Source organism: Vibrio mexicanus (genome assembly GCF_001012815.1).
In the GTDB taxonomy this organism is placed as follows: Bacteria; Pseudomonadota; Gammaproteobacteria; order Enterobacterales; family Vibrionaceae; genus Vibrio; species Vibrio mexicanus.
Map to the genome: position 1 here is coordinate 26,800 of NZ_JYJP01000021.1, position 26,209 is coordinate 53,008.

The window sequence follows — 26,209 nt, forward strand, 5'->3', positions numbered from 1 at the left end:
ATGCATTTAGTTTGAGTGACGTAGACGATAGTTTTTGCTACTCGAACATAAAATTAACGGCTAGCTTTCGCTCGCACTTCAGTCAAACGAGCCGCGATTCTATTCACCTCAGGGCGAGAGAAAATCTCATCCAAATTCATCGACAGTTTACGTCTCCAGTTCGGGTATTCATTCACCGTACCTGGAATGTTGACTGGCTTATCCATCTCTAGCCAATCTTCTAACTGTACGCTCAACAGCGTTGAAGCACCCGCAGCAACATGAAGTTGAAGGGCTTCGCTCAAGTATGAATCCATTGGAACCATGCTTGCGTCGCGGCCAACACCTTCTGGCAATAATCCGTGCCAAGCTACTGAATCAAGGATGCCCTGTTTACACTGTAAACGGTCATCGAATAGACCATCCAACTGTTCTTGATCTGGGTATAGGCCAATCTCTTTACCCATCTTCAAATCATCACAGTGCCAGAAACCGCGAAGTGTCGGCATATCGTGAGTACACAGTGCCGCCATGGATTGAGGCGCGTAATGGCTTGGTGAGATAAAGCCGCCGTCGTCTTCCGATGTTTCGAAGAAGAAAACTTTGTATGAATGCACGCCAGCATCACGAAGAATATCTACGATTTCATCAGGCACGGTACCTAAATCTTCACCGATAACCGAACACTGATGACGGTGTGATTCAAGCGCTAAGATTGCCAGCATGTCTTCAACTGGGTAGTAGATGTAAGCGCCTTTCGTCGCGTCTTCACCTTTTGGAATCCACCAAAGACGAAGTAGACCCAATACATGGTCGATACGCAGGGATCCACAATGCTTCATATTGGCGCGAAGTAGCTTGATGTAAGCATCGTAGCTAGTCGCTTTCAGTACTTGTGGGTTAAGTGGCGGTAGACCCCAGTTTTGACCCAGTGGACCGAGAATATCTGGTGGAGCACCGATACTTGCATCCAGTACTAGGTTGCCTTCATCCGCCCAAGTTTCAGAGCCTGAATCAGCAACACCGACTGCAAGGTCACGGTATAGGCCAACCGACATACCTTTCTCTTCAGCCAAAGCTTGCGCCTCGTTGATCTGGTTGTCTGCTACCCACTGTAGGTACATGTACAGGTGAACTTTGTCTTGGTTCTGCTTAATAAACTGCTGAACCGCTTTGTCTTCGAAACGGCGGAACTCTTCTGGGAAAACAGGCCAGCCCCAAACCGAATCGTCTTTTGCGTGCAGTTCTGCATGCAGCGCATCGAAGGTGGCTTGATGCAATAGGCTATCACCGCCTTGCTCAACAAACGCCAAGAAGCGCTGAGCGCGTTCGCTATTTTTATCAAGATGGCGCGCTTTAAACTCGTCAAATAACAGCGGTAGTACGCTCATTTTTAGGCTAGCGACTTCAGTGTAGTTAACCCAATGTGCATCACGCGCTTTTTGCAGACGCTGTTGGAATTCTGCACTGCCAACCATTTGCTGCGCTTTTGCGCTCAACGAGAACTCAGACACTGAGCTCACATCAATGTAAAGAATGTTCAACCAACGACGAGAAGACGGGCTGTACGGGCTTGCGCCTTCTGGGTTAGTTGGGAAAAGTGAGTGAATTGGGTTCAAGCCCACAAAGTCACCGCCGCGAGATGCGATATCCGCGACTAACTGTTTTAGATCGCCAAAATCACCTATACCCCAGTTGTGCTGCGTACGAAGCGTATAAAGCTGAACACTCGGGCCCCACATCTTCTTGCCTTGCTCAATCTTAGGCTGCTTGTAACAAGACTTAGGCGTGACGATCAGAGTCATTTCGTATGGCGCTTTACGGCGCTTACGTATGATGTATAGCTTGTGGTAACCAAGCTCAAGATTTTTCGGCAACTCAAATACTAAAGGGCCACCCTCTGCACGCTCATCACGAACGATTTGAGATTGAAGATAACCTTCAAGTACGTCTCCCTGCTCTGTCTCTAAACGCCAGCTAAACTCACTTTCACGAGCACTTACGCCAAGGTTTAGTGCCACTTCAACAGGCTTGTCTTGGTGGATGACTAATACCGGATCCAGTACATCTTTCTTGTGCATCTTCTCTGCTGATTTCAGCAAAGTTTCGTCATTTTTGGTGTCGTAGCCAAGCGAAGTTAATAGTGAGCGAATAGTCTCTTCTTCGACTTTCGCTTCATCTCCCCATGCACTTACATAGCTATCGGCAATTCTTGCCATATCGGCGACTTGTTTTAGTACGCTTTGTTCTTTCATCGCTCTCTCCGAAGGACTGCTTAACCTTCTTTTAGGTAGGGTTTTTCTGTTGTCAAAATCGACTGAGCCAAGGTGAACAGTCACCTTGGCTCTTTGCGAAACTTAGCGATTTACCGCTTCTAGTTTCCAAATGTTGTTCACGTAGTCTCGAATACTACGGTCGGAACTGAACTTACCGACTAAGGCGGTGTTCAGAATGGCTTTCTTCGCCCATCCCGCTTGGTCGCGGTATTGAGCATCCATGTCTTCATGCGCTTTCACGTAAGAGGCAAAGTCTGCTAGACATAGGTATGGGTCACCGCCGTCTAGTAGGCTGTCGAACGTTGCACGCAGTAGGCCCGGTTGACCTGGTGTGAATTCTTCACCAATTAGTAGGTCTAAAGATGCTTTTAGTAGTGGGTCTGCGTGGTAGTAGTCGTATGGGTTGTAACCTGCCGCTTGCGTGCGTTTTACACCTTCAACGTCTAGGCCGAAGATGTAGATGTTTTCATCACCTACTTCTTCACGGATCTCAACGTTCGCACCGTCCATCGTACCGATAGTCAACGCGCCGTTAAGAGCCATCTTCATGTTACCTGTACCTGATGCTTCTTTACCTGCCATAGAGATTTGCTGAGAAACGTCAGCGGCTGGAATCAACATTTCAGCCATGCTTACACGGTAATCAGGGATGAATACCACTTTCAGCTTACCGCCTAGGCGTGGATCGTTGTTTACTTTTTCAGCAACCTTGTTAATCGCAAAGATGATCTCTTTCGCTAGGTGGTAACCTGGTGCAGCTTTAGAGCCGAAGAAGACAACGCGTGGAGCCATATCAAATGTTGGGTCATTTAATAGGCGGTGGTATAGAGACAGTACGTGTAGCAAATCTAGTTGCTGACGCTTGTACTCGTGTAAACGCTTGATCATCACATCAAAGATGGCATTCGTGTCTAACTCAATACCCATGTTCTCTTGAACCCAATCAGCAAGGCGCTGTTTGTTTTCTTTCTTAACCGCCATGAATTCTTTTTGGAATTTCGCATCTGTCGCGTATTGAGAAATGCCTTCTAGCTGCTCTAGTTTCGCAGGCCATTCTGGGCCCACTTTTTCAGTGATCAGCTTAGAAAGACCTGGGTTACAGAACTTCAACCAACGACGTGGCGTGATACCGTTCGTTACGTTGTGTAGACGAGTTGGGTACATCTCGTGGAACTCAGGGAACAGGTCTGTTTTCACGAGTTGTGAGTGAAGTGCGGCTACACCGTTAACGGCGTATGAACCGATAACACATAGGTTAGCCATGCGAACCATGCGGTTGAAACCTTCTTGGATGATAGAAAGCTTAGCTTGCTTCTCACCGTCACCCGGCCACATTTTACGAACTTCTTGTAGGAAGCGGTGGTTGATTTCAAAGATAATTTCCATATGACGTGGAAGTAGACGCTGAATTAGCGACTCTGGCCATGTCTCTAGTGCTTCTGGAAGTAGTGTGTGGTTCGTGTATGCGAACGTGTTTGCACTGATTTCCCACGCTTTATCCCAAGATAGGTTTTTCTCATCGATTAGAATGCGCATCAGTTCAGGAATAGCGATGGTTGGGTGCGTATCGTTAAGCTGGATTGTCTCTTGCTTAGGCAGATCCGCGAGTGCGAAACCAGCCGCTTCGTGACGACGAAGAATATCGCGAACCGACGCTGCAGAGTGGAAGTACTGCTGCATTAGTCGAAGAGTCTTACCTTTCTCGTGGTTGTCGTTCGGGTATAGTACTTTGGTGATGTTACCGGCATCGATAAGGGCGTGCTGTGCTTCGAAGTAATCACCGTTGTTGAAGCTCTCTAGTGAGAATGGTGCGATTGCCTGACATTCCCATAGGCGTAGCGGATAAACGGTGTCTGATTCGTAACCTACGATTGGAAGATCCCAAGGCATGGCTTTAACCGTCATACCCGGAACCCATTTGCGAACTTCTTTACCGTTCACGTATTCCACTTCAACTTTTCCGTAGAAACCGATTTCTTGTGCAAGCTCAGGGCGAGCTACTTCCCAAGGGTAACCTTCAACACAGCGCCATGCATCTGGTGCCTCTTGCTGACGACCATCTTTGAATGACTGTTTGAATAGGCCATACTCGTAGTGTAGGCCATAACCTACCGTTGGGAATTCTTGCGCTGCACATGAATCCATGAAACAAGCGGCTAAACGGCCAAGACCACCGTTACCCAGTGATGGGTCACGCTCTTCTTCAAGAAGGTCAGTTAGGTTTTGACCCAACTCTTCCATCGCTTCTGTAATTTGCTCGTACAAACCTAGGCTGATTAGGTTGTTACCAGTAAGACGACCAATTAGGAATTCTAAAGATAGGTAGTTAACGCTTTTTGCGTTTTTGATCTTCTCATCTTGCTCTGTTGCAAGGAGATCGAAAGTCGTGATTTCTGCAAGTGCGCGGCCCATTGCTAGGTACCATGCACGGCTTCCTGCTGTTTCAACGGTTGTTGCGTAGGTAGCAGAGAGATGTTTCTTCACACTGTTTTGGAACGACACTTTGTCAAAAGCTTTTTGCTGCGTAGGTTTCATTTCGAAATCTCACTTGTTTTTCGTTTTAATCTGTCTAAGCCATATCCTGCATTGGCACTGTATTCAAAACATCCTCCCACCAAGGTGGAGGAGTAGGAGTAGAGCTCAGGGCGTAGAGGGTGGGAACAAAACAACCTCGTGATCAAACTCTCATTAACTTGGGCTGACGCCATTAAGACGAGTGAGAAAGATCACACCACCGCGGAATTTACCCTACCAACGGTGTATGAAACTTCTGTGTTAATAAAAACTGCTGATGAACAAATATGCATAATCGATCACATAAAATTTAAGGATATTCTGCAAATTTCATAGTTTTTCGTAGTCAGTGGGAATTTCAGACAGCCAAATGCCCACAAACAAAGTGATGAGCATCACATTTATAGGGCGTAGACTTACCCATTGTGTGAATTATCCGAAAATCTAGTGATAGAGACATCAACCCTTCCATTTCCATGGAGTAACATCCATGTCGTCAGATCAGATGAGCCATTATAAAAAAGCACTCTGCTCGACTGACCAACGTATAATGAACAGGGTTCGTGAGCTTTTCGGTGTAAGACACCGTAGAAGTTCAACAAACCTAATTATTGGGATGATTAATATGTGGATTCCTTCGAAACTCACTCGTCCAGGCCGCTTACATAATGCGATTGTTCGCCCACGTGTGTTGGACTTACTCCAACAAGCTCCGTGTTATAAGCTGATTTTATTTCGCTCGCCTGCCGGATATGGCAAAACGACAATGGCCGCACAATGGCTTTCAGACAAAGCTCATGTGGGCTGGTACAGCATTGATGAGAGCGATAACGATCCGTTTCGCTTCATCAACTACCTGCTTCAAGCACTCAACAAAGCCACAGATAACGCCTGTCCAAATGCACAAAAACTGGCTGAAAAGCGCCAATTTTCGTCGCTTCACACTCTGTTTAGCGAAGTGTTCGCCGAACTGAGTCATTTTGGTCAAGAAGGCTACTTGGTGCTGGATGATTATCACCTAATTCAAGATGATGAAATTCATGAAGCCATGCGCTTTTTTATCAAGCACATGCCAGACAACTTTACGCTGGTTGTTACCAGTCGCGCCGCACCACCATTGGGTACCGCAAACTTACGCGTACGCGACCTCATGATTGAGATCGGTAATGATTTACTGGCCTTCGATACCGAAGAGACACTCGCTTCTTTAACCAGCGCGTGACCGATGGCATCGATGATGACACTGCCGACAACCTGCGTAGCTACGTTGAAGGTTGGCCTTCCGCTTTGCAACTGATTGCCCTGCAAGCACAGCATCATAAACGCACATTGGCGCAATCGGCAGAGTCCGTTTCTCAATTTAACCATGCTCATTTATGGGACTACCTTGTCGAAGAAGTGTTTGACTTACTGGATCAAGAAACTCGCCAGTTCCTCATGCAATGCTCGGTGTTGGATCACTTCAATGATTCACTGGTAACCGCGCTCACCAAACGTGATGATGCATTAAGCATGATTGAATCACTCAACCGCTACGGTCTCTTCATTTATCCGCTTGAAGGAGAGCAAAACTGGTATCGCTTCCATAATCTGTTTGCCGATTTCTTGGAGCACGAGCGTAATGCGCGTATTCCACAGCAAGAAGCGATTTTGCACCAAGACGCAGCCAAAGCGTGGCTGCTAGAAGATGCGCCTCATCAAGCACTCAGTCATGCGCACAAAGCTCGCGATCCACAGTTGACGGCTGATATCTTGTCGCGTTTTGGGTGGAAGATGTTCAATAGTGGCGAGCTTAAAACCCTTGAGCAAGCATTAACCTTCTGAGCCCAGAACAGCTTTATAGCGAACCGAAACTGTGCATGTTGCAAGCTTGGCTAGCACAAAGCCAACACCGTTATAACGATGTCGGCGATCTGCTTGCCAAAGCCAAAGACGAAATGGCAAGGCTCAACGTACAACTCAGCAGTAAAGAGCAAGGCGAGTTCAATGCGCTCCGCGCACAGGTGGCGATCAACCAAAACGAACCGGAAAAAGCGCTTGAGTTGGCAGAGCTGTCACTGAGCCAGCCCGATGCCTCCATCTACCGCAGCCGCATTGTGGCAACATCGGTTGTTGGCGAGGTTAATCATGTCCTTGGCGATTTAAGTCGTGCTCTTCCTATGATGCAGCAAACTGAAAAGCTCGCAAGGCAATATCAGGTTTACCATCAAGCACTCTGGGCACTATTACAGCAAAGTGAAATCTTAATTGCTCAAGGCTATGTGCAAGCTGCGTTTGAGATCCAAGATAACGCATTCAAACTGGTCGAAGAGCATCAACTGCATCAACTGCCAATGCACGAATTCTTGCTCAGACTTCGCGCTCAACTGTTTTGGTGTTGGAACCGATTGGACGAAGCAGAAGAGTGCGCATACAAAGGATTAGACATCCTTGGTTCACACTCTGAAAGTAAGCACTTACATAGCTACTCTATGTTGGCTCGCATTGCCATTGGCCGTGGTGAGCTCGACAAAGCAGGCAAGTTTATCGATCAAATCGTCCACTTGCTTAAACAGTCGACCTATCACGTTGATTGGACAGCGAACGCTTCGCTGTCGTTGATCCTCTACTGGCAAGCCAAAGGCGACACTAAGTCAATTTCACACTGGTTAGACACCACCAGCCGACCAGAAGTGGCATGTAACCACTTCACTCAGCTGCAGTGGCGCAACATTGCTCGTGCGTACATTAATCTTGAAGAGTACGACAAGGCCCAAGAGACGTTGGACTTCTTGCAAGAGCAGGCTAAATCGCACAGCCTAGTCACCGATACCAATCGTAACTTGATTGTACAAGCTGTATTGCAAGTTAGCCGTGGCGACGAAGACCAAGCTTCAGCCTTGCTCAAAGAAGCCCTCGAGATGACCAACCAAACGGGCATCATCAGCAACTTCTTAATTGATGGCGCTAAGATTGGCCACCTACTGCAAGGGCTAACGAGTCAGTCTAAGCTTGGCGATTTAGAGCGACACCGTGCCCAGCAGTTGATGAAAGACATCTCAACCACGCAGCGCAGCCGCTCGGTGCATTTCGATGAAGACTTTGTCGAAAAACTGGTGAATCACCCGAACATTCCAGAGCTTGTGCGCACCAGTCCACTCACTCAACGTGAATGGCAGGTACTTGGGTTAATCTACTCAGGCTTTAGCAATGAGCAAATTGCCCAAGAGCTGGATGTAGCTGGCACCACCATCAAAACGCACATCCGCAATCTGTATCAAAAACTCAACATCGCGAATCGAAAAGAAGCGATTAAAACCGCAGAGAACCTACTGCAGTTGATGGGGTTTTGACGTTCTCTTTATCAAATTGACCATAGTAAAAGAGCTCTCATAATTGAGAGCTCTTTCTTTATCAATTTGCTGCAGCCTGCCCCATCGCCCATTCATTGAACACTTGGAACTTAGTGCGTGTCTCCATGCCCTTTGGACAAACAAGATCGTAACCCTTTCCTGAACTGATGGACGGAAATGGCGCAACCAAGCTACCGCTATCGATCATGGGTTTTACGAACTCTAATCGACCAAGCGCAACACCCATAGAGTGTATCGCCGCTTCCACTGCTAATAAGTTGTCGCTGTAGAGGTCACTGCGTTGTTCGCAGTCTGCCTTCATACCGACTTGATCCAGCCAGAAATGCCACGCCGACGTATCGCCACTATGAATAAAGTTCGCCTGAGCTAAGCTTTCGGGGTTGTTATCCAATTCCAACAACTTGGCGTAGTCTGGCGAGCAAACTGGTGTACGCGTCCCTTCAAACAAACGTTGACTGAAATGATTAGGGTATTGACCTGAACTATAGAAAATCGCGACGTCGTAAGGGTCGAACTGAAAGTCATTTTGATTCTGCTTTGTTTGCAGTTTGACGGCTAAATTAGGGTACTGGGCTCGAAAACTGGCAAGCCTAGGCATCAGCCATGCAGATGCAAAATACGGTGACGTCGCAATGTAGAGCTCACCACTGAGTTCACCGGTTTGAATATCCACAAGCTCTGAAAAGATAGAGTCGAAGGAACTGTTGAGCATCACCAACACGCGCTTACCTTCTGCAGTTAATTCAAGCTTGCGTGTTTTACGAATGAACAGATTGAAACGTAACAACCCTTCCAACTTTTTGATTCGATGGCTCACGCCACCTTGGGTTAAGAACAATTCGTCCGCCGCCAAGGTAAAACTCAGATGCTTCGCGGCCACGCTAAAGGTGTGCAAAAGAGAGAGCAGCTGCTGTTTATTGGACAGTAACGGCTTGTGAGAATGTAGAACCATGCATTAACCCCAGTAATTTATAGTGCACTCTAACTGGTTTGTAGCATACCCATTCTGGAAGTTAAATTAAATCACGTAATCCAATAGCACATAAGGTAACAAATATGACAAACCAAAAGAATCTTAAAGTCGTGGTCATCGGCAGTGGTTCAAGCTACACCCCAGAACTCGTCGAAGGCCTAATCAATCGCTACCACGAACTGCCGATCGGCGACCTTTGGTTAGTGGACATCGAAGAAGGGTTGGAAAAAGCCCAAATTATCGCAGACCTAACCAAACGTATGATTAAAAAAGCGGGCTGCAATATTCAGGTTCACCTCACCACAGATCGACAAACGGCTCTAAGAGATGCCGACTTCGTTTGTTCTCAGTTCCGCGCAGGCCGCATCGAAGCGCGCTTACGCGATGAGCGCATTGCTCTTAAATATCGCATGATCGGTCAAGAAACTAATGGCTTAGGCGGCTTCTCTAACGCGTGCCGAACCATTCCAATTGCACTTGAGATCGCAAAAGAGATGGAAGAACTGTGTCCAAACGCTTGGCTGCTCAACTTCACCAATCCATCAGGTATGGTGACAGAAGCCCTCACCAAATATTCAAGCATTAAAACCGTCGGCCTATGTAACGTGCCCGTGAACATGGAGCGTGGCGCGGCAGAGATGCTTGGCGTTGAGCGCAAAGACATCACGATGCAAATCGCAGGCTTAAACCATTTAGTGTGGGCAAGGAAAGTACTGCATGATGGTCAAGACAAACTGGCGGATTTAACCGAAGCGCTGCTGACTGGCGAAGACAAAATGACACCGAAAAACATCCCACCGTTTAAATGGGATGGCGACTTAATTCGTGACTTGGGTATGGTGCCGTGCGCTTACTTACGTTACTACTACCAATCTCGTGATATCTTGAGCAAAGAATTTGCGGCTTCAGAGAGCAAAACCAATCGCGCAGATTTGGTGGCAAAAGTGGAAGCGGAACTGCTCGAAATCTATAAAGACCCGACTCTAGATACTAAACCTCAACTATTGGAAGAGCGTGGCGGTGCGTATTACTCAGAGGCGGCTTGTGAACTCATGAGCAGTATTTACAACAACAAGCGAACCATCATGCACGTAAACACGCGAAACAACGGTGCCATCCAAGGGCTACCAAATGACTGTGCAGTGGAAGTGAGCTCTGTCATCACCAGTAGTGAAATCCTTCCGCTTCGAGTAGAGCCATTTGATACCGATACGTTGCGCCTCATTCAGTTAATGAAAGAGTTTGAAACTCTCACCGTCGAAGCGGCCATTAATGGTGATATTAATGCAGCAAAACGTGCACTGATTCTAAACCCAATTGTTGATAGTGGCAGCCATGTTGAAGAGGCCTTGCGCGAAACAATAAGAGAAAACCTAGACTTTATGCCTGCGTTTGCTCACTACGTTGAACAGTAAGCTAGACAGCAGTCTTAAACAGTAGCCGAGCGAAAGAGTAAGAATGAACAACAACCATCCACAAAGACGCACCAAGACGGAGGGCAACCTGAGATGAAATTGATCTTAAACGCAGATGACTTCGGCTTAACTGAAGCCGTCAACCTCGGAATTGTAGAATGCTTCAAGGCTGGCGTCGTCAAAGCAACCACATTAATGATGAACCAGCCGGGAACTCAGCACGCGATTGAACTCTACAAGCAAGGGTTGATTCCTGAAGTTGGGCTGCACTTTACAGTAACAGCGGGTAAGCCCTTAAGCGATCCAAAAGATGTCCCCAGCCTAGTGGACGAAGATGGCCATTTCTTAAGTAAACAGACGCTATTCAACAAATCGGATGTCTGTGTGAATGAGGTCGTATTAGAGCTGAAAGCACAATATCAAGCGGCCGTTGATGCAGGGCTTAAAATCAACCACATCGATAGCCACCACTTTGCGGGGGTTTACCGCCCACTTAAGCTAGGCTTCATCAAAGCGGCGAATGATATTGGGCTACCGGTCAGGCGTGTTGACAATATCATCCACGGTCAAGAGATGTTAAACGTCCCAACGCCCGATGCTTTTGATATGGGCTTTTTTGATGATGGTGTCAATATCGATCACCTCAAAGCCATGCTATTGGCTTACAAACAAAAAATGCCCAGTGGAACACTTGAGCTTATGTGCCATCCATCTCTGGCCAATACCGAAGAACTCAAACTGCTCAGTGGCTATGGTGACAAACGCATTGATGAAGTCAAAATTCTGACCTCACCAGAGCTAAAACAGTGGCTAATCGAGCAAAACATAGAGTGCGTGGGCTTCCAACACTTACACTAATACAATCAAAGAGAATGAGTCACAATCGTTAATAGTTAATGGTTAGAGATGGCTCATTCTCCCCTTCTCTTATCGTTTTTCACGTTGTGTTGTTGTGACATTTTCTTCGGGAAACTCTAAATTTTTTTAACCAACCTCTTGATTAAACCCCATTAAAGTTATGATTTATAATATTAAATACCCACAGTTATTATTATCTTAATTTCATTTCATTAGATTCTATATCTCAATTTACCGACACTATCAGCCAACACATAGAGTAGCTGAATAACGAGATGATTCTTATAGCTTCTCTGCGCTACCCGTTCTGTGAGGAAATTGGGGAAACGTGCTCAATGGATCGACCGAGTTCTCCCATTAATGAATTTCAGAGCTGATTCTGTCGATGATTTATTGAGGTATCTAATGAACAAATCCCTAGTCGCCATCCTTACCGCTTCATTGAGTGCGCCAACACTCGCGGTTCAGCACGACCATGAGCACATCAACTCCAATGAACTCCTAAGAGGCAATGGCAAAAAGGCGTCACAACATACCAAAGACGCCAACCACACGTTTGCCAAAACACTCAACTTTGACAATCAAGACGTGTTCACTAATAACGATCGCGGGCTGATAAAAGAGCTTGATGCGTCATCTCTAGGCCATTTACGTAACCGCTTTATGTACCTCCACTCAGGCCAGCAAGCTCACAATAGCGCACCAGATACCGTCAACCCATCACTATGGCGTCAAGCTCAAGCCAACTTTGCAGCCAATGGCTTGTATGAAGTGAAAGAGGGGATCTATCAGGTACGTGGTATGGACCTCGCCTCTACAACATTTATTCGCTCAGACAATGGTTGGATCGTCTACGACGTCATGTTGCATGACAAAGCCATGGACAATGCCATGAGTTTCTTCTTTGAGCACGTACCGGAAGGCGGCGATCTACCTGTTGTTGCGATGCTCTACTCTCACTCTCACATCGATCACTTTGGAGGATCTAGAGCCGTACTCGATCGCTTCCCTGAAGTGAAAGTTTATGCGCCACATGGTTTCATGAAAGAAGCCATTGACGAAAACGTGCTTGCAGGGAACGCAATGTCTCGCCGTGGCAACATCCAATATGGTGCAACACTTGGTCAAGCATCGGCCACCGGTGTAGTCGATGCAGCATTAGCAAACGGACTATCTACAGGCCCTGATCATATGATCACGCTTGTACCGCCTCACGAAACTTTTCCTGCTGGCGACGACGAGAAATTCCACGAGCGCACCATTGATGGTGTGAAGTTTGTTTTCATGGATACGGCTGGCACAGAGGCGCCGAGCGGTAACGTTGCTTATTTACCTGAACATCAAACGCTTTGGACAGGTGAGATGGTGTATCAAGGTATGCACAATGTTTACACGTTACGCGGTGCGAAAGTTCGCGATGCCCTAAAATGGTCCAAAGATCTTAATAAAATGATCAATGCTTGGGGCGGTGAAGTTGAATACTTGATGGGTTCCCACTCTGCACCGATTTGGGATAACGAAAACATCGTTGCTTACCTAGAAGCTCAGCGCGATAACTACGGCTTCGTGCACAATCAAACCCTGCGTTTGGCAAACAGCGGCATGGTGCTACAAGATATTGGGGCGAAGATCACCGATGAACTCCCAACCTCGCTGCAACAGCTTTGGCACACTAATGGTTATCATGGAACGTACTCTCACAATGCTCGTGCGGTGTACAACATGTACCTTGGTTACTTTGACATGAATCCTGCTAACCTAAACCGATTACCTGTGAATGAAGAAGCAGAGTTGTTCACTCAAGCTTACGGCGGGTGTGAAGCGGGTTATGAAACAGCTAAGTCGCACTTTGATGACGGTAACTACCGCTTCGCAGGCGTCATGCTTGATCACATTGTTCGTGCTTGTAGTGATTACTCTGAGGCTCGTCAGCTACTTGGCGACAACTGGGAGCAGCAAGGTTATCAAGCAGAGGGAGCTGGCTGGCGTAATACATTCCTAACAGGTGCACAGGAAGTACGAATCGGTACGGTGACTCAAGGTTCAGCTAAGGCAAACTCGGTGGACATCATCGCGAACATGACCATGGGACAAATCTTGGATTACACCGCCGTTCGAGTTGTCGCGAGCGAAGCTGATGGCCAAGACTTCTCAATCAATTTGCATCTGCCAGATATTGGTGAGAAATACCGCATCGATATGAAGCACGGCAACCTAAACAACCTATTGGTTGACGATTTCAGAGAGGCAGACACCACTATCACCATGAACCGCAAAGACATCACGCAAATCATGTTGGGAGAAGCCACATTAGAATCACTCTTTGCTGATCGCAAGGCGACGCTCAAAGGGGATAGCAAACCGCTGCAAATTCTAAAATCCGTCACAGTTGACTTCGATTCCTACTTCGAAGTTATGCCTAGACCGGCAGAAGGACAGGAAGTAGACGCTCACATCTACCGCTAAGTTGCGAGCACAATGGGAACCTGAATCCCAACCGAGGCGCATTTCGATGCGCCTTTTTTCGTGTTCACATTTTAGAATTTGAAACTCTACCCCATTCAAAATTGAGCTATCATAGGCACGTTTATCACCTCGAAAGTATTGCTCCTTATGCAGATCAACTCCTTCATCGCTCGCCAAATCGTAGAAAGAGCCAGTAAGATCATTCAGTTTCCCGTTAACGTTATGGATGAAACCGGTCAGATCATCGGTTCGAGTGATCCTTCTCGCTGCATAAAACCCATGAAGGTGCGCTGCTCGCCATTAACGATAATCGTACTGTTGAGATTAATGATGCTGTCGCCAATACCCTGAATGGTGTAAAAGAAGGCATCAATCTCCCTATCCTGTATCAAGAGAGTGTTATCGGTGTAGTCGGTGTGTCTGGCAAGCCAGAGAACGTTCGTCAATACGGTGAGCTGGTCAAAATGACAGCGGAGTTGATTGTTGAACAGGCCGCGTTAATGGCACAGGTGCAATGGAACAAGCGACACCGTGAAGAGCTGCTACTTCAGCTCATCAAAGGATCGGATCTCAACGAAAACCAGCTTCTCTCGATTGCAGAACGATTGGATCTGGATCTAGCCCAACCTCGCGTCGCGGCAGCAGTGCAAGTGGTACCTAAACAAGGGCAGCCACTTACCTTAGAGCACCTACAAAAACTGGTTCACCTGCTCGAATACCCGGAACGGGACAATATTGTGGGCATAGTGTCGGTGTCGATGAATGAAATTGTGGTGTTAAAACCTGTCACCATAATCGACGGAGAATGGGACAAAAAAGAAGAACAAAAACGCGTTAAGAAGCTGCTGTCACGCATCAAGCAAGTAGGTGAATTTTCAGTAAAAATTGCCTTGGGTGACTATTTTCCTCACTTATCCGGAATTGCTCGTTCCTACGAAACAGCCAAAGCCACACTCGATGCCAACTCAGACACAAAACCGTCAATATTATTCTACCAAGAGCATAAGTTATCGATTCTGATCAGTGTGTTAAAGAAAGACCAGTGGCGACATGATCAAATGCTCCAACCGCTTAATCGACTCCTAGAACAAGACACAAAAGGCGTGCTGATTAAGACGCTACGTGTCTTTTTTGAGCACAATTGCGACCTTGCTCACGCTTGTGAATCCTTACATATCCACCGAAATACCCTGCGCTATCGCCTCGATAAGATTGAAGAAATAACATCATTAAATATCAACAACTTAGATGAGAAGTTTCAGCTGTACTTGGCGTTAAAACTTATATAGACTGCATCAATAATTTGTGCAAGATTACAAATTTTAGGTAGTTCCATCATGATACATTTGGTTATTTGCATAAAGAAATCTCAAACACATCCTTTTATTCTGCTCGCAAATCACAATAACTAGCGGAAACAATAACCATGATAGAAGTCTCTACCTCGAGCCTTAACAGCCCTTGTTGTGGCCATTGGCCTAATCCTTAAAAAAGTCCCGCCAGCATACGGCATGATCATTGGTGCACTACTTGGTGGTGTGGTTGGCGGCGTATCGTTAACCGATACGGTGGCACTGATGATTGGCGGTGCGCAAGGCATCACCACTGCTGTACTGCGAATCCTAGCTGCCGGTGTTCTGGCTGGTGTGCTGATTGAATCTGGCGCCGCCACCTCAATCGCTGAAACCATCGTCAAAAAAGTCGGCGAAACCCGCGCACTACTTGCGCTAGCGGTTGCAACCATGATTCTTACCGCAGTAGCGTATTCGTCGACGTAGCCGTTATTACGGTTGCACCGATTGCCCTAGCGATTGCACGCCGTGCAGACCTATCGAAAACAGCGATTTTGCTAGCCATGGTTGGTGGTGGTAAAGCCGGTAACGTGATGTCACCAAACCCGAACGCAATTGCGGCAGCAGACGCTTTCGATGTGCCGTTAACCTCTGTAATGGCAGCTGGTGTCATTCCAGGTATCTGCGGCATGTTCTTCGCTTACTTCATCGCGAAAAAGCTCGTGAACAAAGGCACTAAAGTTCATGAAAGTGAAGTGGTTGAAGTTGACCACTCTAAGCTGCCAAGTTTTGGTGCAGCGATTGTCGCACCACTGGTCGCAATTGCCCTATTGTCACTTCGCCCAATTGCAGACATCAATGTTGATCCACTGATCGCACTTCCGCTAGGCGGCCTATTAGGTGCGGTTGTCATGGGTCGATTTAAAGACACGAACCACTTCGCTATTTCTGGCCTTAACCGCATGGCACCCGTTGCCGTAATGCTTCTGGGTACAGGTACGCTAGCGGGCATCATCGCCAACTCAGCACTGCGTGATGGCCTGATTGATGTTCTCGCTGCTTCAGGCATGCCTTCGTTCATTCTTGCACCAATCTCAGGCGCGATGATGGCACTGGCAACCGCTTCAACTACGGCTGGTACAGCAGTCGCAGCAAGTGTATTTAGCGGCACAATCTTAGAGCTAGGTGTTCCTGCACTGGCTGGCGCAGCAATGATTCACTCAGGTGCAACGGTTCTAGACCACATGCCACACGGCAGCTTCTTCCACGCAACAGGTGGTGCAGTGCACATGGATATCCGTGAGCGTCTGAAACTGATTCCCTACGAGTCAGCGGTTGGCCTGATGATCGCATTTGTCTCTGTGATGATATTCGGTGTATTTGGTCTTTTCGTTTAAGCACCAATACCCTATACACGATTCACCACCCGCTTTAATAAACACAATGTCGTAGGTGGCTAGCCTTTTAAAAGAGTAGCCGCCATATTGAAAAAATTAGTGTGCACTCGTTAAATAGCCCCCTCTATTGAACGCAGAGCAACGGAAGGTACAACGTTATGAAAATAGTAATTGCTCCAGACTCATACAAAGAAAGCTTGACCGCAATGGAAGTGGCGACAGCGATTGAAAATGGCTTCAAGGAAGTTATGCCGAACGCAGAATATGTAAAGCTACCCATGGCAGATGGCGGAGAAGGTACCGTTCAATCTCTCGTTGATGCAACCGGTGGTGACATCGTAAACGTCAGTGTCACTGGCCCATTAGGTGAGCCCGTGGAAGGCTTTTATGGCTTGATGGGTGATGGCTCAACAGCGGTCATTGAAATGGCCGCCGCGTCGGGTATTCATTTGGTCACGCAAGAACAGCGTAACCCGCTCATCACCACTACCTTTGGTACAGGGGAGCTGATCAAAGCCGCGCTCGACAAAGGTGTAAAACACATTATTGTCGGTATTGGTGGTAGCGCAACCAATGATGGCGGCATCGGCATGGCGCAAGCGTTAGGCGCTAAACTGCTAGATGCCAATGGCTCTGAGCTGGGCTTTGGCGGCGGCGCACTGGCAGAGCTTGCGCGCATCGACCTTTCTGGCATTGATCCAAGATTAAGTGATATTGCTTTGGAAGTGGCGTGTGACGTAGACAACCCACTGTGTGGTCCTAAAGGGGCATCCGCTGTTTTTGGCCCACAAAAAGGAGCAACGCCAGAGATGGTATCCACTTTAGACGCTAACCTCGCCCACTATGCTCAGGTCATTGAACAAACGACAGGTAAGGCAGTGAAAGACGTAGCTGGCGCTGGCGCAGCAGGTGGCTTAGGTGCAGCGCTTATTGGGCTTCTCAATGCAAACCTTCGCCAGGCATTAGCATTGTGATGGATGCGGTAAATCTTGCAGACATTATGAAAGACGCAGACCTTGTCGTTACAGGTGAAGGCAGAATCGATAGCCAAACCATCCATGGCAAGACCCCTATTGGCGTAGCACGCACTGCAAAACAGTTTGACTTACCAGTGATTGCGATAGCTGGCTCAACCGCAGCAGACTGCGCCGTAGTGTACGATCACGGCATTGATGCAGCCTACAGTGTTGTGTTAGGCGCAACAGATTTACCAACGGCGCTAAAAGAGGCCGCATTTAATGTTCAAATGACCTCTCGCAACGTTGCAAAAGCCCTCTCAATTACTCTGTAAACGTTCGCTCCACGACGTGACATAATCAAAACGCCTTACCATTGTAAGGCGCTTTTTTCTTACAAGCTCTACGGCCTATTCTTCTCTCAACCCCTCCCAATGAATGGGCCTTCATCTTTTATATCAAGTTCAATATATCACGCAGCTATCCACTCAATATAAAACTGCCGACAACCACAAAGACCCCAGATAACCAATTGAAATTAAAGATTAAAAACCTATGGTTATCAGCCTATTGAAATGCTTTCATTAGACTAAATTACCCAGTAATTAGACAATGATTTCGAAAAGAGAGAGAACAAAAGAGATATATCACTAACAAAAAATTTGCCAACTTACCCTTCTGGTTAACCTCAGAAACAAGGAGACATGAATGATGAATATTTCAAATATTTTAGCCTTTGTTTACTTAGTTTTGATTTTCGTAGCTGGATTAGCCGTTGGCGGATTCTTTTAAAGGAGAAACGCGTTGTGGAGATCCTAACCACACTTGTGAGTGGCGATTTTGATGCCATCCAAAGCTCAAAATACTTACTCATTATCTTAACCGTTATCCTTTTTCTCGAATCGGCATTCGTTTTTTTGCCACTACCGGGAGACAGCTTGGTTATCTTCGCAGGTGGAATGCTTGCCCTTGGTGTTCTGCCTATCGCTGAAACCATGTTGTATCTTGGCTCAGCAGCTAGCATTGGTGGATTAATTGCCTACTGGCAAGGCCGATACTTACGGGGCACTCGTTTTCACGATCACCTGGAAGCCATTCTTCCCGAGGGATCCTTAAACAGAGCCAAGGGGCTCCTGTTGAAATATGGCTTTTTGTCTCTGTTTGTATCTCGATTTATACCATTTGTGCGAGTGCTTACGCCTATGTTGATGGGGGTAAACAAACTGAGTGCAATCAAAATGTTTTTTTCGAACTTATCGAGCACCCTACTGTGGATGGCAACGCTACTCTTAGTTGGCAAATTCACCATGCTCAACCCAGTGCTTGAAAGCTATCAAGCAATACTGATCAAGGGACTGATAGGATTCAGCCTTACGCTCATGCTCATTGCAACGTTTGGCATCATCCTCCGCTATATTAATCGACGGTAAAGGTCTCCATACCTTTGTCATTTTTAAAAGCCACTTTGCAGAAAAGTCACTTTGAGGAAAATGATGAAAATCTCTAAAGACATCCAGATACTCGCTTTAGGCGTTATCACCGTATTCACTTTCTTATTTAAGGGTAACGAACTACTTACCCATGCACTCACGGCACCCATCGGCATACTCGCGACCCTGTTTCTATTAGTGGTCACAATAGTCATGATTTTTGCGGTAGTTAAACACGCCGATGCACTCGCGCACCGACTGGGCGAGCCCTACGGAACCTTAATACTAACTTTATCGGTAGTGCTGCTAGAAGTTGCAATGATTTCATCGGTCATGCTAACGGGCTCAGAAAACCCGGTCATGGCGCGAGACACCATGTTTGCGGTAGTCATGGGGGTAATGAATGGTCTTGTGGGTATCACGCTACTCATCGGCGGGCTTAAGTATCACTCTCAGCCTTACAATGTACACGGATTGAAGGCTTACATTGCTGCAATTATTCCAGTGGTCACCATCTGCTTAGTATTACCAAACTTTGTCTCACAAGATACGTCGGGTGGCATGTCAGGCATAATGATGTTTACCCTTATCGCTAGCTCAATATTGCTTTACAGTGTGTTCCTATTCGTTCAAACCAAGAGCCACACAGATTACTTCATTAACGATGCATGCAATGAGGAAGAAGAGCACCACGAGACACGATCAAACTGCTACCACGGCGCTTTTCTGGTGCTCAACCTAGCGGTAGTCATTGGCCTTGCAAAAAGCATCGCGATACCGATTGACAGCAGCATCAGTACCCTTGGCGCTCCGTCGGCACTAGGAGGTTTGATTGTGGCACTCATTATCCTATCGCCAGAAGGGGTGGGAGCGATTAAGGCGGCGTTAAACAACCAATTACAGCGAGCGATGAACCTCTTCTACGGTTCAGTGTTAGCCACTATATCCCTGACCGTACCCGCGGTACTGCTCATCGGGCTCTACATGAACGAAACGGTCATATTGGGCTTAGGCACAGCAGATATGGTACTGCTCACCGCGACGATTCTGGTGTCTATGGTCACCTTCAGCAGCGGGCGAACTAACCCACTTAATGGCGTGACGCACTTAGTTCTCTTTATGGCTTACATATTACTGATGTTCGACTAAACATCTCCTTGCAGCAACCACCGCTGCACAGCCAAAGAATGGTCCAAGGACAGTAATGACACGGATGTCACCCCTTTATCAACCAACGCTTATCTTTCTACAATCGATTTAGGAGTCACTATGTTTACTCGTACTATGAACACTCTATTTCGCCTCACCATTTTCGGTTCTCTCTTTATTGGGTTTGGCTTGCCTTTTTACGTTTACTTATAGGCCCCTAAGTCGCTGGACGGTCTCATAATCTGGCTTATCCTCATAAACCATAAAGATTGATATAGATTATTTTGTCATCAAGCCTTTATACTTCTTATTAGCTTTTACTTTTAATTCAATGGACACAAGTAAATGGCAAAAGACCTTTTTTCAAAATTAGATCTCAACCTACTACGTACCTTCTTGGTTTTAAATCAGGAGCGTAATATGCGCAAGGCAGCTGAGCGGCTGTATATCTCTCAACCTGCGGTCAGTAAAGCGCTCCAACGTTTAAGAGACTCTTTCGATGATGAGCTATTTGTTAAAACCTATCATGGTTTGAAGGCCACTGAGCTAGCAGAGGAGCTTGCTGAATCTCTAGAGCCAGTGATGACGGATCTTGCTCATGTGGTGAACTACTCCGGCGGGTTTGATCCAAGTGAAATAGATAGAACGCTGCGCATCGCTGTGTCACCTTTTTTACTCAAAGGTATTGCTCAACGCTTGTTTACTTTGATTAGAGAAGAAGCGCCAAACGCCCAAATCCAGTTTCTCAATTGGGGCAAATCGGCAGTGAAAGACATTGTAAACGGGAAAATTCACCTTGGTCTCAATTACACGATTGATCATCTGCCCAAAGAGCTCCTACACAAAACAATTGGACAGGACACATTCAAAGCCTATGTGAGGGAAGGTCACCCCTACAGAGAGCCCTCTGTCAGAGTTGAAGATGGACATTTGTTCGAGTTCTCTACGTTGATCTCAGCAGATTGGAACTACAAACAATCTGTTGCTGAAAAGCTACTCCACATACACGGTCACGAAGCAAAGGTAGGCTTTCGATCAGAACTCCCATCAGCGGTGATCGACATCACTAAAAGCACAGACATGTTGTTTCTTGGCTCCCGTTACTTAAGCCTTGATACTGATACTGGTCTAAGATCATTGGATATCTATTTTGGCGACACACCACTCAATACCGATATCAACGCCTACTACCACGATAAGTATAAGGCGAGCCAAACGATACTTTGGTTAAAGAAAAAGGTGGCGGAAGCACTTGCCCATAAATGATTCATTGATGTCGTGAGGTTGATTATCAACGATATAGAAAAACTATTTGTCGAATAAGCCGTATTATCTTCAATCAATTACGCGTATATGCTGTTCACTCAATGAATGAGAGGAATGATAATGAGCAAGACCATCTTACTAACTGGTGCCACTGACGGCATCGGCTTTGTTACCGCTGCCGAGCTAGTCCAGCAAGGGCATACCCTGCTCATTCACGGGCGCAATCAGCAAAAGCTCGACGATACCGTCTCTCGTTTAAAAGAAAAAACACCCGATGCTAACATTGAAACCTATTTGGCTGACATGGCTGACCTATCCCATGTCAGAGCCATGGCAGCTGCTGTAAAGAACAAACATCCACGCCTTGATGTTTTAATAAACAATGCAGGCGTATTTCGCGTGCCGATCACTCGAACTCCTGATGGACTCGATATCCGTTTTGTAGTCAACACACTCGCACCTTTCCTTCTAACTAGAGCACTGTTAGAAATCATGGATACAGGCTCGCGTGTCATTAACCTATCCTCTGCCGCACAAGCTCCGGTATCCATTGAAGCACTTAAAGGCAACCAATTATTGGACGATGGTCAGGCTTATGCTCAGAGTAAACTTGCGATTACCATGTGGTCGCGTCAAATGGGACATGATTTAAAAGGAACAGGGCCACTGGTTATGTCGGTCAACCCAGCGTCTTTTTTAGGGAGTAAAATGGTAAAAGAGGCCTACGGAATGGCAGGTAACGATCTCTCCATCGGTGCAGATATCTTAGTACGACTAGCTCTGTCTGATGAGTTCGCCAATAATCACGGCGACTACTTTGATAACGACGCGGGTGTTCTGAGCGATCCACACACTGACGCACTGGATGAAGCGAAAGTGGCTAAGGTTGTTGATACGATCAAAGCTTTGGCCCAATAGGTGGTGCTTATGCTTAATGCTTAGACTACAAACGTTTAAATCAATGCCGTCCTTGGTCAATTAATCCTGCTTATTCCCTAACCGAAAGGATTGATGTAAGTTGTAAAACAGGCATTAAGTGATAGGGATTATTTATGTTTTATTTCCAAAGTTGGTTAGTTGCAAGTATTAAGCTTGCGGTTGCCGCTTCTGTATTTTCTATCCTTCCCCTGTACTTAACGTCGTTGTCTGATTACCTGACGCTGTCAAAAATGCAACTTAACAGCGTCGCAACCGCAGAGCTTATGGGCTTCGCACTTGCTTGTGCAGTTAACTATCATGCGATCAAGCACGGCGTTCGTAGCAACGATAATCTGGCATTACTAAGCTTGTGCATTTGCAATTTACTCAGTGCCATGACCGCTGACTTCACCTTATTTTTCATGATCCGTACGATTGCCGGGGTGTTAGCGGGCCTAGTGGTGGTTCGCGCTTACGAAGTACTTAGCAATCAAGAAAATACTGATGCCGCTTTCGGTAAGGCCATCGCGATTCAAATGTTGTTCACCGCTGCGCTGTTTTTGATTCTGCCTTATTGGGTTCAAACCTATGGCCCGAGATCTATCTTATATGTCCTTAGCGCATTGGCGGCAGCTTGTTTATTACTCCCTCCTTTAAAAGCAGTAAAGGCAAGCGATTTTCAGCTATCTGAGCCGCTTGATTACTCGCTGATTTTTATCAGCTTAGGGGCGGTTGCCATGATCATGATGACCCACTCTGCAGTGTGGTCGACGCTCGGTTTCCATGCCAATGCACACGAAATCACTATGGAACAGCAAGGATATCTGTTTTCTATTGGTACCCTATTTAGCGTATTTGGGGCCATGTTGGCCACCCTTGACTGGGTACATGAAAAAAAGTCCAAGCTACTACCCATGGCTATCGGCCTACAATGTTTAATGGTTGGAGTGATCATTGCGGATGAATCAACAAATCGCTTTGTTGCCGCCACCTTCTTTTTCCAACTGCTTTGGAACTTCATGTTACCGCTAGTCCTTGGTTCCATTGCGTCGGGTAAACAGGCTCGAGTCATCATTGGCTTTGTTTTAGTGGCTCAAACCTTTGGCGCAGCACTAGGGCCAATGGTATTGATTTCGGGTTGGGTTCTACCGGAGGTCATTGTGATGTTGTTTATCACCTACTGGATGACGGCCTCTTTGATTAAGTCCAGTCAAACATAGAGGCATACGAACACAAAGTGGGTAAGCTCATTCTCCCTCTCAGTTGCCTCCCTCGGCTAGAACCTCTTACCTAAGCTACAGTTAACGGCACATCGATATTGGTAGCCTGACTGGAAAACCCAAACGTTTCACAACCTCGTTTTGTTTAAATTCCTAAGGTCATGCTTCACTATACATACATTGACTCTTGATCCATTAATTTGAGAACCGCCTCTGCTCGAAAGATCGTATTCCTCAAGAATGGCTTTTTACCTCTGTATACAAATGAACATCCTGCTGAGGAAATGGTATAGAAATACCCTCTTTATCAAAACGAACTTTCACTTGCTTCGTTATATCCCAGTAAACATCCCAATAATCTTCTGTGTCTACCCATGGTCTTACAATGAAATCAACGGACGATGTGTTCAACGTATGTACTTTAACAATAGGTTCAGGTGTCTCATGAACTGACGGGTGCGCTTGAACGATATCCTTCAGAACTGCTTCTGCATGGTCAATATCATCGCCATAACCAATCCCAAAGACCATATCTACACGTCTAGACCTTTCATGAGTCACATTCTTAATAACATCACCCCAAATTTTACCATTGGGAACAATAATGACTTGGTTATCAAAGGTACGAATCGTTGTACTCACGAGGCTCATGTGGCTTACCTTGCCGTCCACGCCACCAGCGAAAACAAAGTCGCCGACATCAAACGGTCGATAGATTAGGAGCATCATGCCAGCAGCAAAATTGGACAACGTATCTTGTAAAGCAAAACCGACAATGACACCTGCAACACCAAAGCCTGTAAGGATAGGCGCTAGATTGAGCCCTACTTGAGACAACCCAACTAAAATACCTACAACCCAGACAGCATTTCCCGAAACAGAAATAAAGAAATGCTGCATCAAATGAGACAAGTTAAGGTTTTGGCTTTTTACTGCTTTTGCCACGACCTTGCGAACAACTTTGACCGCTGAACGTGTAATCAATATAACGATGAAAAATACGCCAAGCTTAAACAACTGGTGGGGGCTTGCTCTACCAACCATTGAATAGCTTGTTCTGACCAATGGGCAAGTAATTCCAGTAACACTTGGCCTTCAAATATTTCGTGAGTAATGTTCCCAGATACTTCAAAAAGTTGTTTTTTGTAGATCGCTGTTTCTATATCGAGATTATCGGCTATGGTCACAAGGTAACGTAATCCTTCTAACTCGATCGAGAGCCGTTTATCAAGAATGATATCGTGCAACTGATGTCGTGTTTGTTCAGAATCGTTCTCATTAAGTAATTGAAAGGACGAGCTTGAAATCTGATTGCTATAATAATCAATAGCAGCAGATGCTAATTTTAACTGCTTCTCAACGTTATCTTGTAAGCGTAATTCTCCCACTTCGTCTTTTACACCTAACTGTTCAAGCCATTTGAAGTTGGTCAATCTTGCTTCATATACCCAGCCAAGATGGTCTTGCACCTCTTTGTAATCTTTTAACACCAATAATTTGGATTCTTCTGCTGCAGCCTCAAAACCTTTATTAAGGTCTGAAAGTCGCTCAATCAAGTACTCTTCCGCATCTAAAGTGTACAGTTGCTGCTGCCTTACTAAGGAGACTAGTTCTTTTTCAAATAACGACCGTTTCTTCATAAGACGCGCCAGAACAACCCTTAGTTCTTTGTTCTTATTAAAGATACTGAACTGAATCACATCTCTTTGCTCACCCTCAATACGGTTCAATGATTGTGATAGTTCTGATATTTCCTGGCTAATCGCTTCTATTTGGTCATTATAAATTTCATTCTTGCTATTTGTTTCTTCTGCCGTGATTAAACTCGACCACAAAGCCGTAAGCAGGAAACTGATGAACAATAATGATTTTGCGTAGATAGCCTTTTTATTTTCAAACAACATTACACATACCTGATACTAATCTAATTATTCTATGACCTTGTGGTAATTCTAAATCCCGCTATAACACCCACACGAATGCATCCCTTCAAGTTTGAACACCTTCCCTAGAAACGTTTGCCTAAGCTAAAACTGAATGGCACATCAATACCAGGATTAGGCAAAAACATATCCGCATTCGATAGGTGACGCCAAGACCAACTCACTTCCCATTCCTTGTTTTCACCCAGATAAGCACCAATCGTAATGTAGTCGTTAAACAGAAAGTGCGAGCCTTGTTCTTGATAACCGAGCTGATTTCCTGTCATGAGAGAAGGGCCTGCAGCTACGCCAATGTAGGTTTGAAAGCTTTCGTTTGGCTCGAAGTTATAGCGAATACTCGGTAATACCGTCACAACATGCAGCTCGCTGTTTTGTTCAATATTGGTAGTCAAAAAGCTGTAACCCACCCCATTCGAAATTCTACATTTGGGTTAGACTCGAATTGCTTCGAATGGAATGTGTAGTTAATATCGAGATTGCTATTCTTCTGAACATCAACGTATTTACCCGCCTGTGGACCATGTCCAATTCCTATATTCAGCTGACGCAAATCGTCTGACGCATTAACCTTGGATGCGAAGATACTAAACAGAAGTACGGACATAGCGTAGTAGGTGCACTCTTTAAGGGTTGTCATGATAAGTTCCTTAACATTGACTCTCGAACCCATGCACGTTCTTCAGGCGATGCGAACTGCCCTTAAAGCCATAAGCTAAGGTGATGCAGGGTTCAAAAAGGAAGTGGTTCCCCCTCCGAACGAAACCAGGATTTGGTTCACTTATAGAGGGGAATTGCTTAGAGAGG

At 46.1% G+C, this 26,209-nt stretch carries 13 protein-coding genes and 5 pseudogenes; 12 read left to right on the plus strand and 6 right to left on the minus strand.

Annotation, left to right across the window (positions count from 1 at the left end; translation table 11 throughout):
• Nucleotides 1–53 precede the first annotated feature (53 nt).
• Nucleotides 54–2,234, minus strand: a complete 2,181-nt coding sequence (gene malQ / locus UA76_RS03830; protein WP_047043237.1) for a 4-alpha-glucanotransferase — start codon at nucleotides 2,232–2,234, stop codon at nucleotides 54–56.
• 102 nt (nucleotides 2,235–2,336) lie between these two features.
• Entirely contained in the window at nucleotides 2,337–4,790 is a 2,454-nt protein-coding gene (locus UA76_RS03835) for a glycogen/starch/alpha-glucan phosphorylase (protein ID WP_047043238.1), read from the minus strand.
• 604 nt (nucleotides 4,791–5,394) lie between these two features.
• Here UA76_RS03835 and malT point away from each other — a divergent pair.
• A pseudogene (gene malT, locus UA76_RS03840) lies at nucleotides 5,395–8,101 on the plus strand (HTH-type transcriptional regulator MalT).
• 61 nt (nucleotides 8,102–8,162) lie between these two features.
• Here malT and UA76_RS03845 read toward each other — a convergent pair.
• A complete protein-coding gene (locus UA76_RS03845; RefSeq protein WP_047043240.1) occupies nucleotides 8,163–9,074 on the minus strand; it encodes a LysR substrate-binding domain-containing protein in 912 nt (303 codons plus the stop codon).
• A gap of 104 nt (nucleotides 9,075–9,178) precedes the next feature.
• Here UA76_RS03845 and UA76_RS03850 point away from each other — a divergent pair, with 104 nt between their 5' ends.
• The 11 genes and pseudogenes from UA76_RS03850 to UA76_RS03900 all read left to right on the plus strand — a co-directional run bounded on the left by UA76_RS03850 (nucleotide 9,179) and on the right by UA76_RS03900 (nucleotide 23,462).
• On the plus strand, nucleotides 9,179–10,510 hold the full coding sequence (locus UA76_RS03850) for a 6-phospho-beta-glucosidase (RefSeq protein ID WP_047043242.1): 1,332 nt from the start codon (nucleotides 9,179–9,181) through the stop codon (nucleotides 10,508–10,510).
• Between the two features lie 93 nt (nucleotides 10,511–10,603).
• Nucleotides 10,604–11,368, plus strand: a complete 765-nt coding sequence (locus tag UA76_RS03855; RefSeq protein WP_047043243.1) for a carbohydrate deacetylase — start codon at nucleotides 10,604–10,606, stop codon at nucleotides 11,366–11,368.
• A gap of 405 nt (nucleotides 11,369–11,773) precedes the next feature.
• Nucleotides 11,774–13,834: an alkyl/aryl-sulfatase gene (locus UA76_RS03860; RefSeq protein ID WP_047043246.1), complete on the plus strand. Its 2,061-nt coding sequence runs from the start codon at nucleotides 11,774–11,776 to the stop codon at nucleotides 13,832–13,834.
• A gap of 147 nt (nucleotides 13,835–13,981) precedes the next feature.
• Nucleotides 13,982–15,123 (plus strand): annotated as a pseudogene (locus UA76_RS03865) (sugar diacid recognition domain-containing protein).
• Between the two features lie 137 nt (nucleotides 15,124–15,260).
• Nucleotides 15,261–16,523, plus strand: a pseudogene (locus UA76_RS03870) (GntP family permease).
• Between the two features lie 206 nt (nucleotides 16,524–16,729).
• Nucleotides 16,730–17,814 (plus strand): annotated as a pseudogene (locus tag UA76_RS03875) (glycerate kinase).
• 471 nt (nucleotides 17,815–18,285) lie between these two features.
• Nucleotides 18,286–18,909 carry a DedA family protein gene (locus tag UA76_RS03880; RefSeq protein ID WP_047043342.1) on the plus strand — a complete coding sequence of 208 codons (624 nt, stop codon included), beginning with the start codon at nucleotides 18,286–18,288 and terminating at the stop codon, nucleotides 18,907–18,909.
• 60 nt (nucleotides 18,910–18,969) lie between these two features.
• Nucleotides 18,970–20,058, plus strand: coding sequence for a calcium:cation antiporter (locus UA76_RS03885; protein ID WP_047043248.1), 1,089 nt, complete (start codon nucleotides 18,970–18,972; stop codon nucleotides 20,056–20,058).
• Nucleotides 20,059–20,403: 345 nt separating this feature from the next.
• Nucleotides 20,404–21,324, plus strand: a complete 921-nt coding sequence (locus UA76_RS03890) for a LysR family transcriptional regulator (protein ID WP_047043253.1) — start codon at nucleotides 20,404–20,406, stop codon at nucleotides 21,322–21,324.
• A gap of 120 nt (nucleotides 21,325–21,444) precedes the next feature.
• Nucleotides 21,445–22,242, plus strand: a complete 798-nt coding sequence (locus UA76_RS03895) for an SDR family NAD(P)-dependent oxidoreductase (protein ID WP_047043254.1) — start codon at nucleotides 21,445–21,447, stop codon at nucleotides 22,240–22,242.
• Nucleotides 22,243–22,376: 134 nt separating this feature from the next.
• On the plus strand, nucleotides 22,377–23,462 hold the full coding sequence (locus tag UA76_RS03900) for a hypothetical protein (protein WP_047043256.1): 1,086 nt from the start codon (nucleotides 22,377–22,379) through the stop codon (nucleotides 23,460–23,462).
• Nucleotides 23,463–23,696: 234 nt separating this feature from the next.
• Here the strand turns inward: UA76_RS03900 and UA76_RS25575 are convergent.
• From UA76_RS25575 to UA76_RS24405, 3 genes and pseudogenes are all read right to left on the minus strand, one after another.
• Nucleotides 23,697–25,366 (minus strand): annotated as a pseudogene (locus UA76_RS25575) (mechanosensitive ion channel domain-containing protein).
• Nucleotides 25,367–25,470: 104 nt separating this feature from the next.
• Nucleotides 25,471–25,797 carry an acyloxyacyl hydrolase gene (locus tag UA76_RS24400; RefSeq protein ID WP_238322172.1) on the minus strand — a complete coding sequence of 109 codons (327 nt, stop codon included), beginning with the start codon at nucleotides 25,795–25,797 and terminating at the stop codon, nucleotides 25,471–25,473.
• Nucleotides 25,794–26,042 (minus strand): hypothetical protein, encoded by a 249-nt coding sequence (locus UA76_RS24405; RefSeq protein WP_238322173.1) that lies wholly within the window; start codon nucleotides 26,040–26,042, stop codon nucleotides 25,794–25,796. The genes UA76_RS24400 and UA76_RS24405 overlap by 4 nt, the downstream gene beginning before the upstream one ends.
• Between the last annotated feature and the right edge of the window lie 167 nt (nucleotides 26,043–26,209).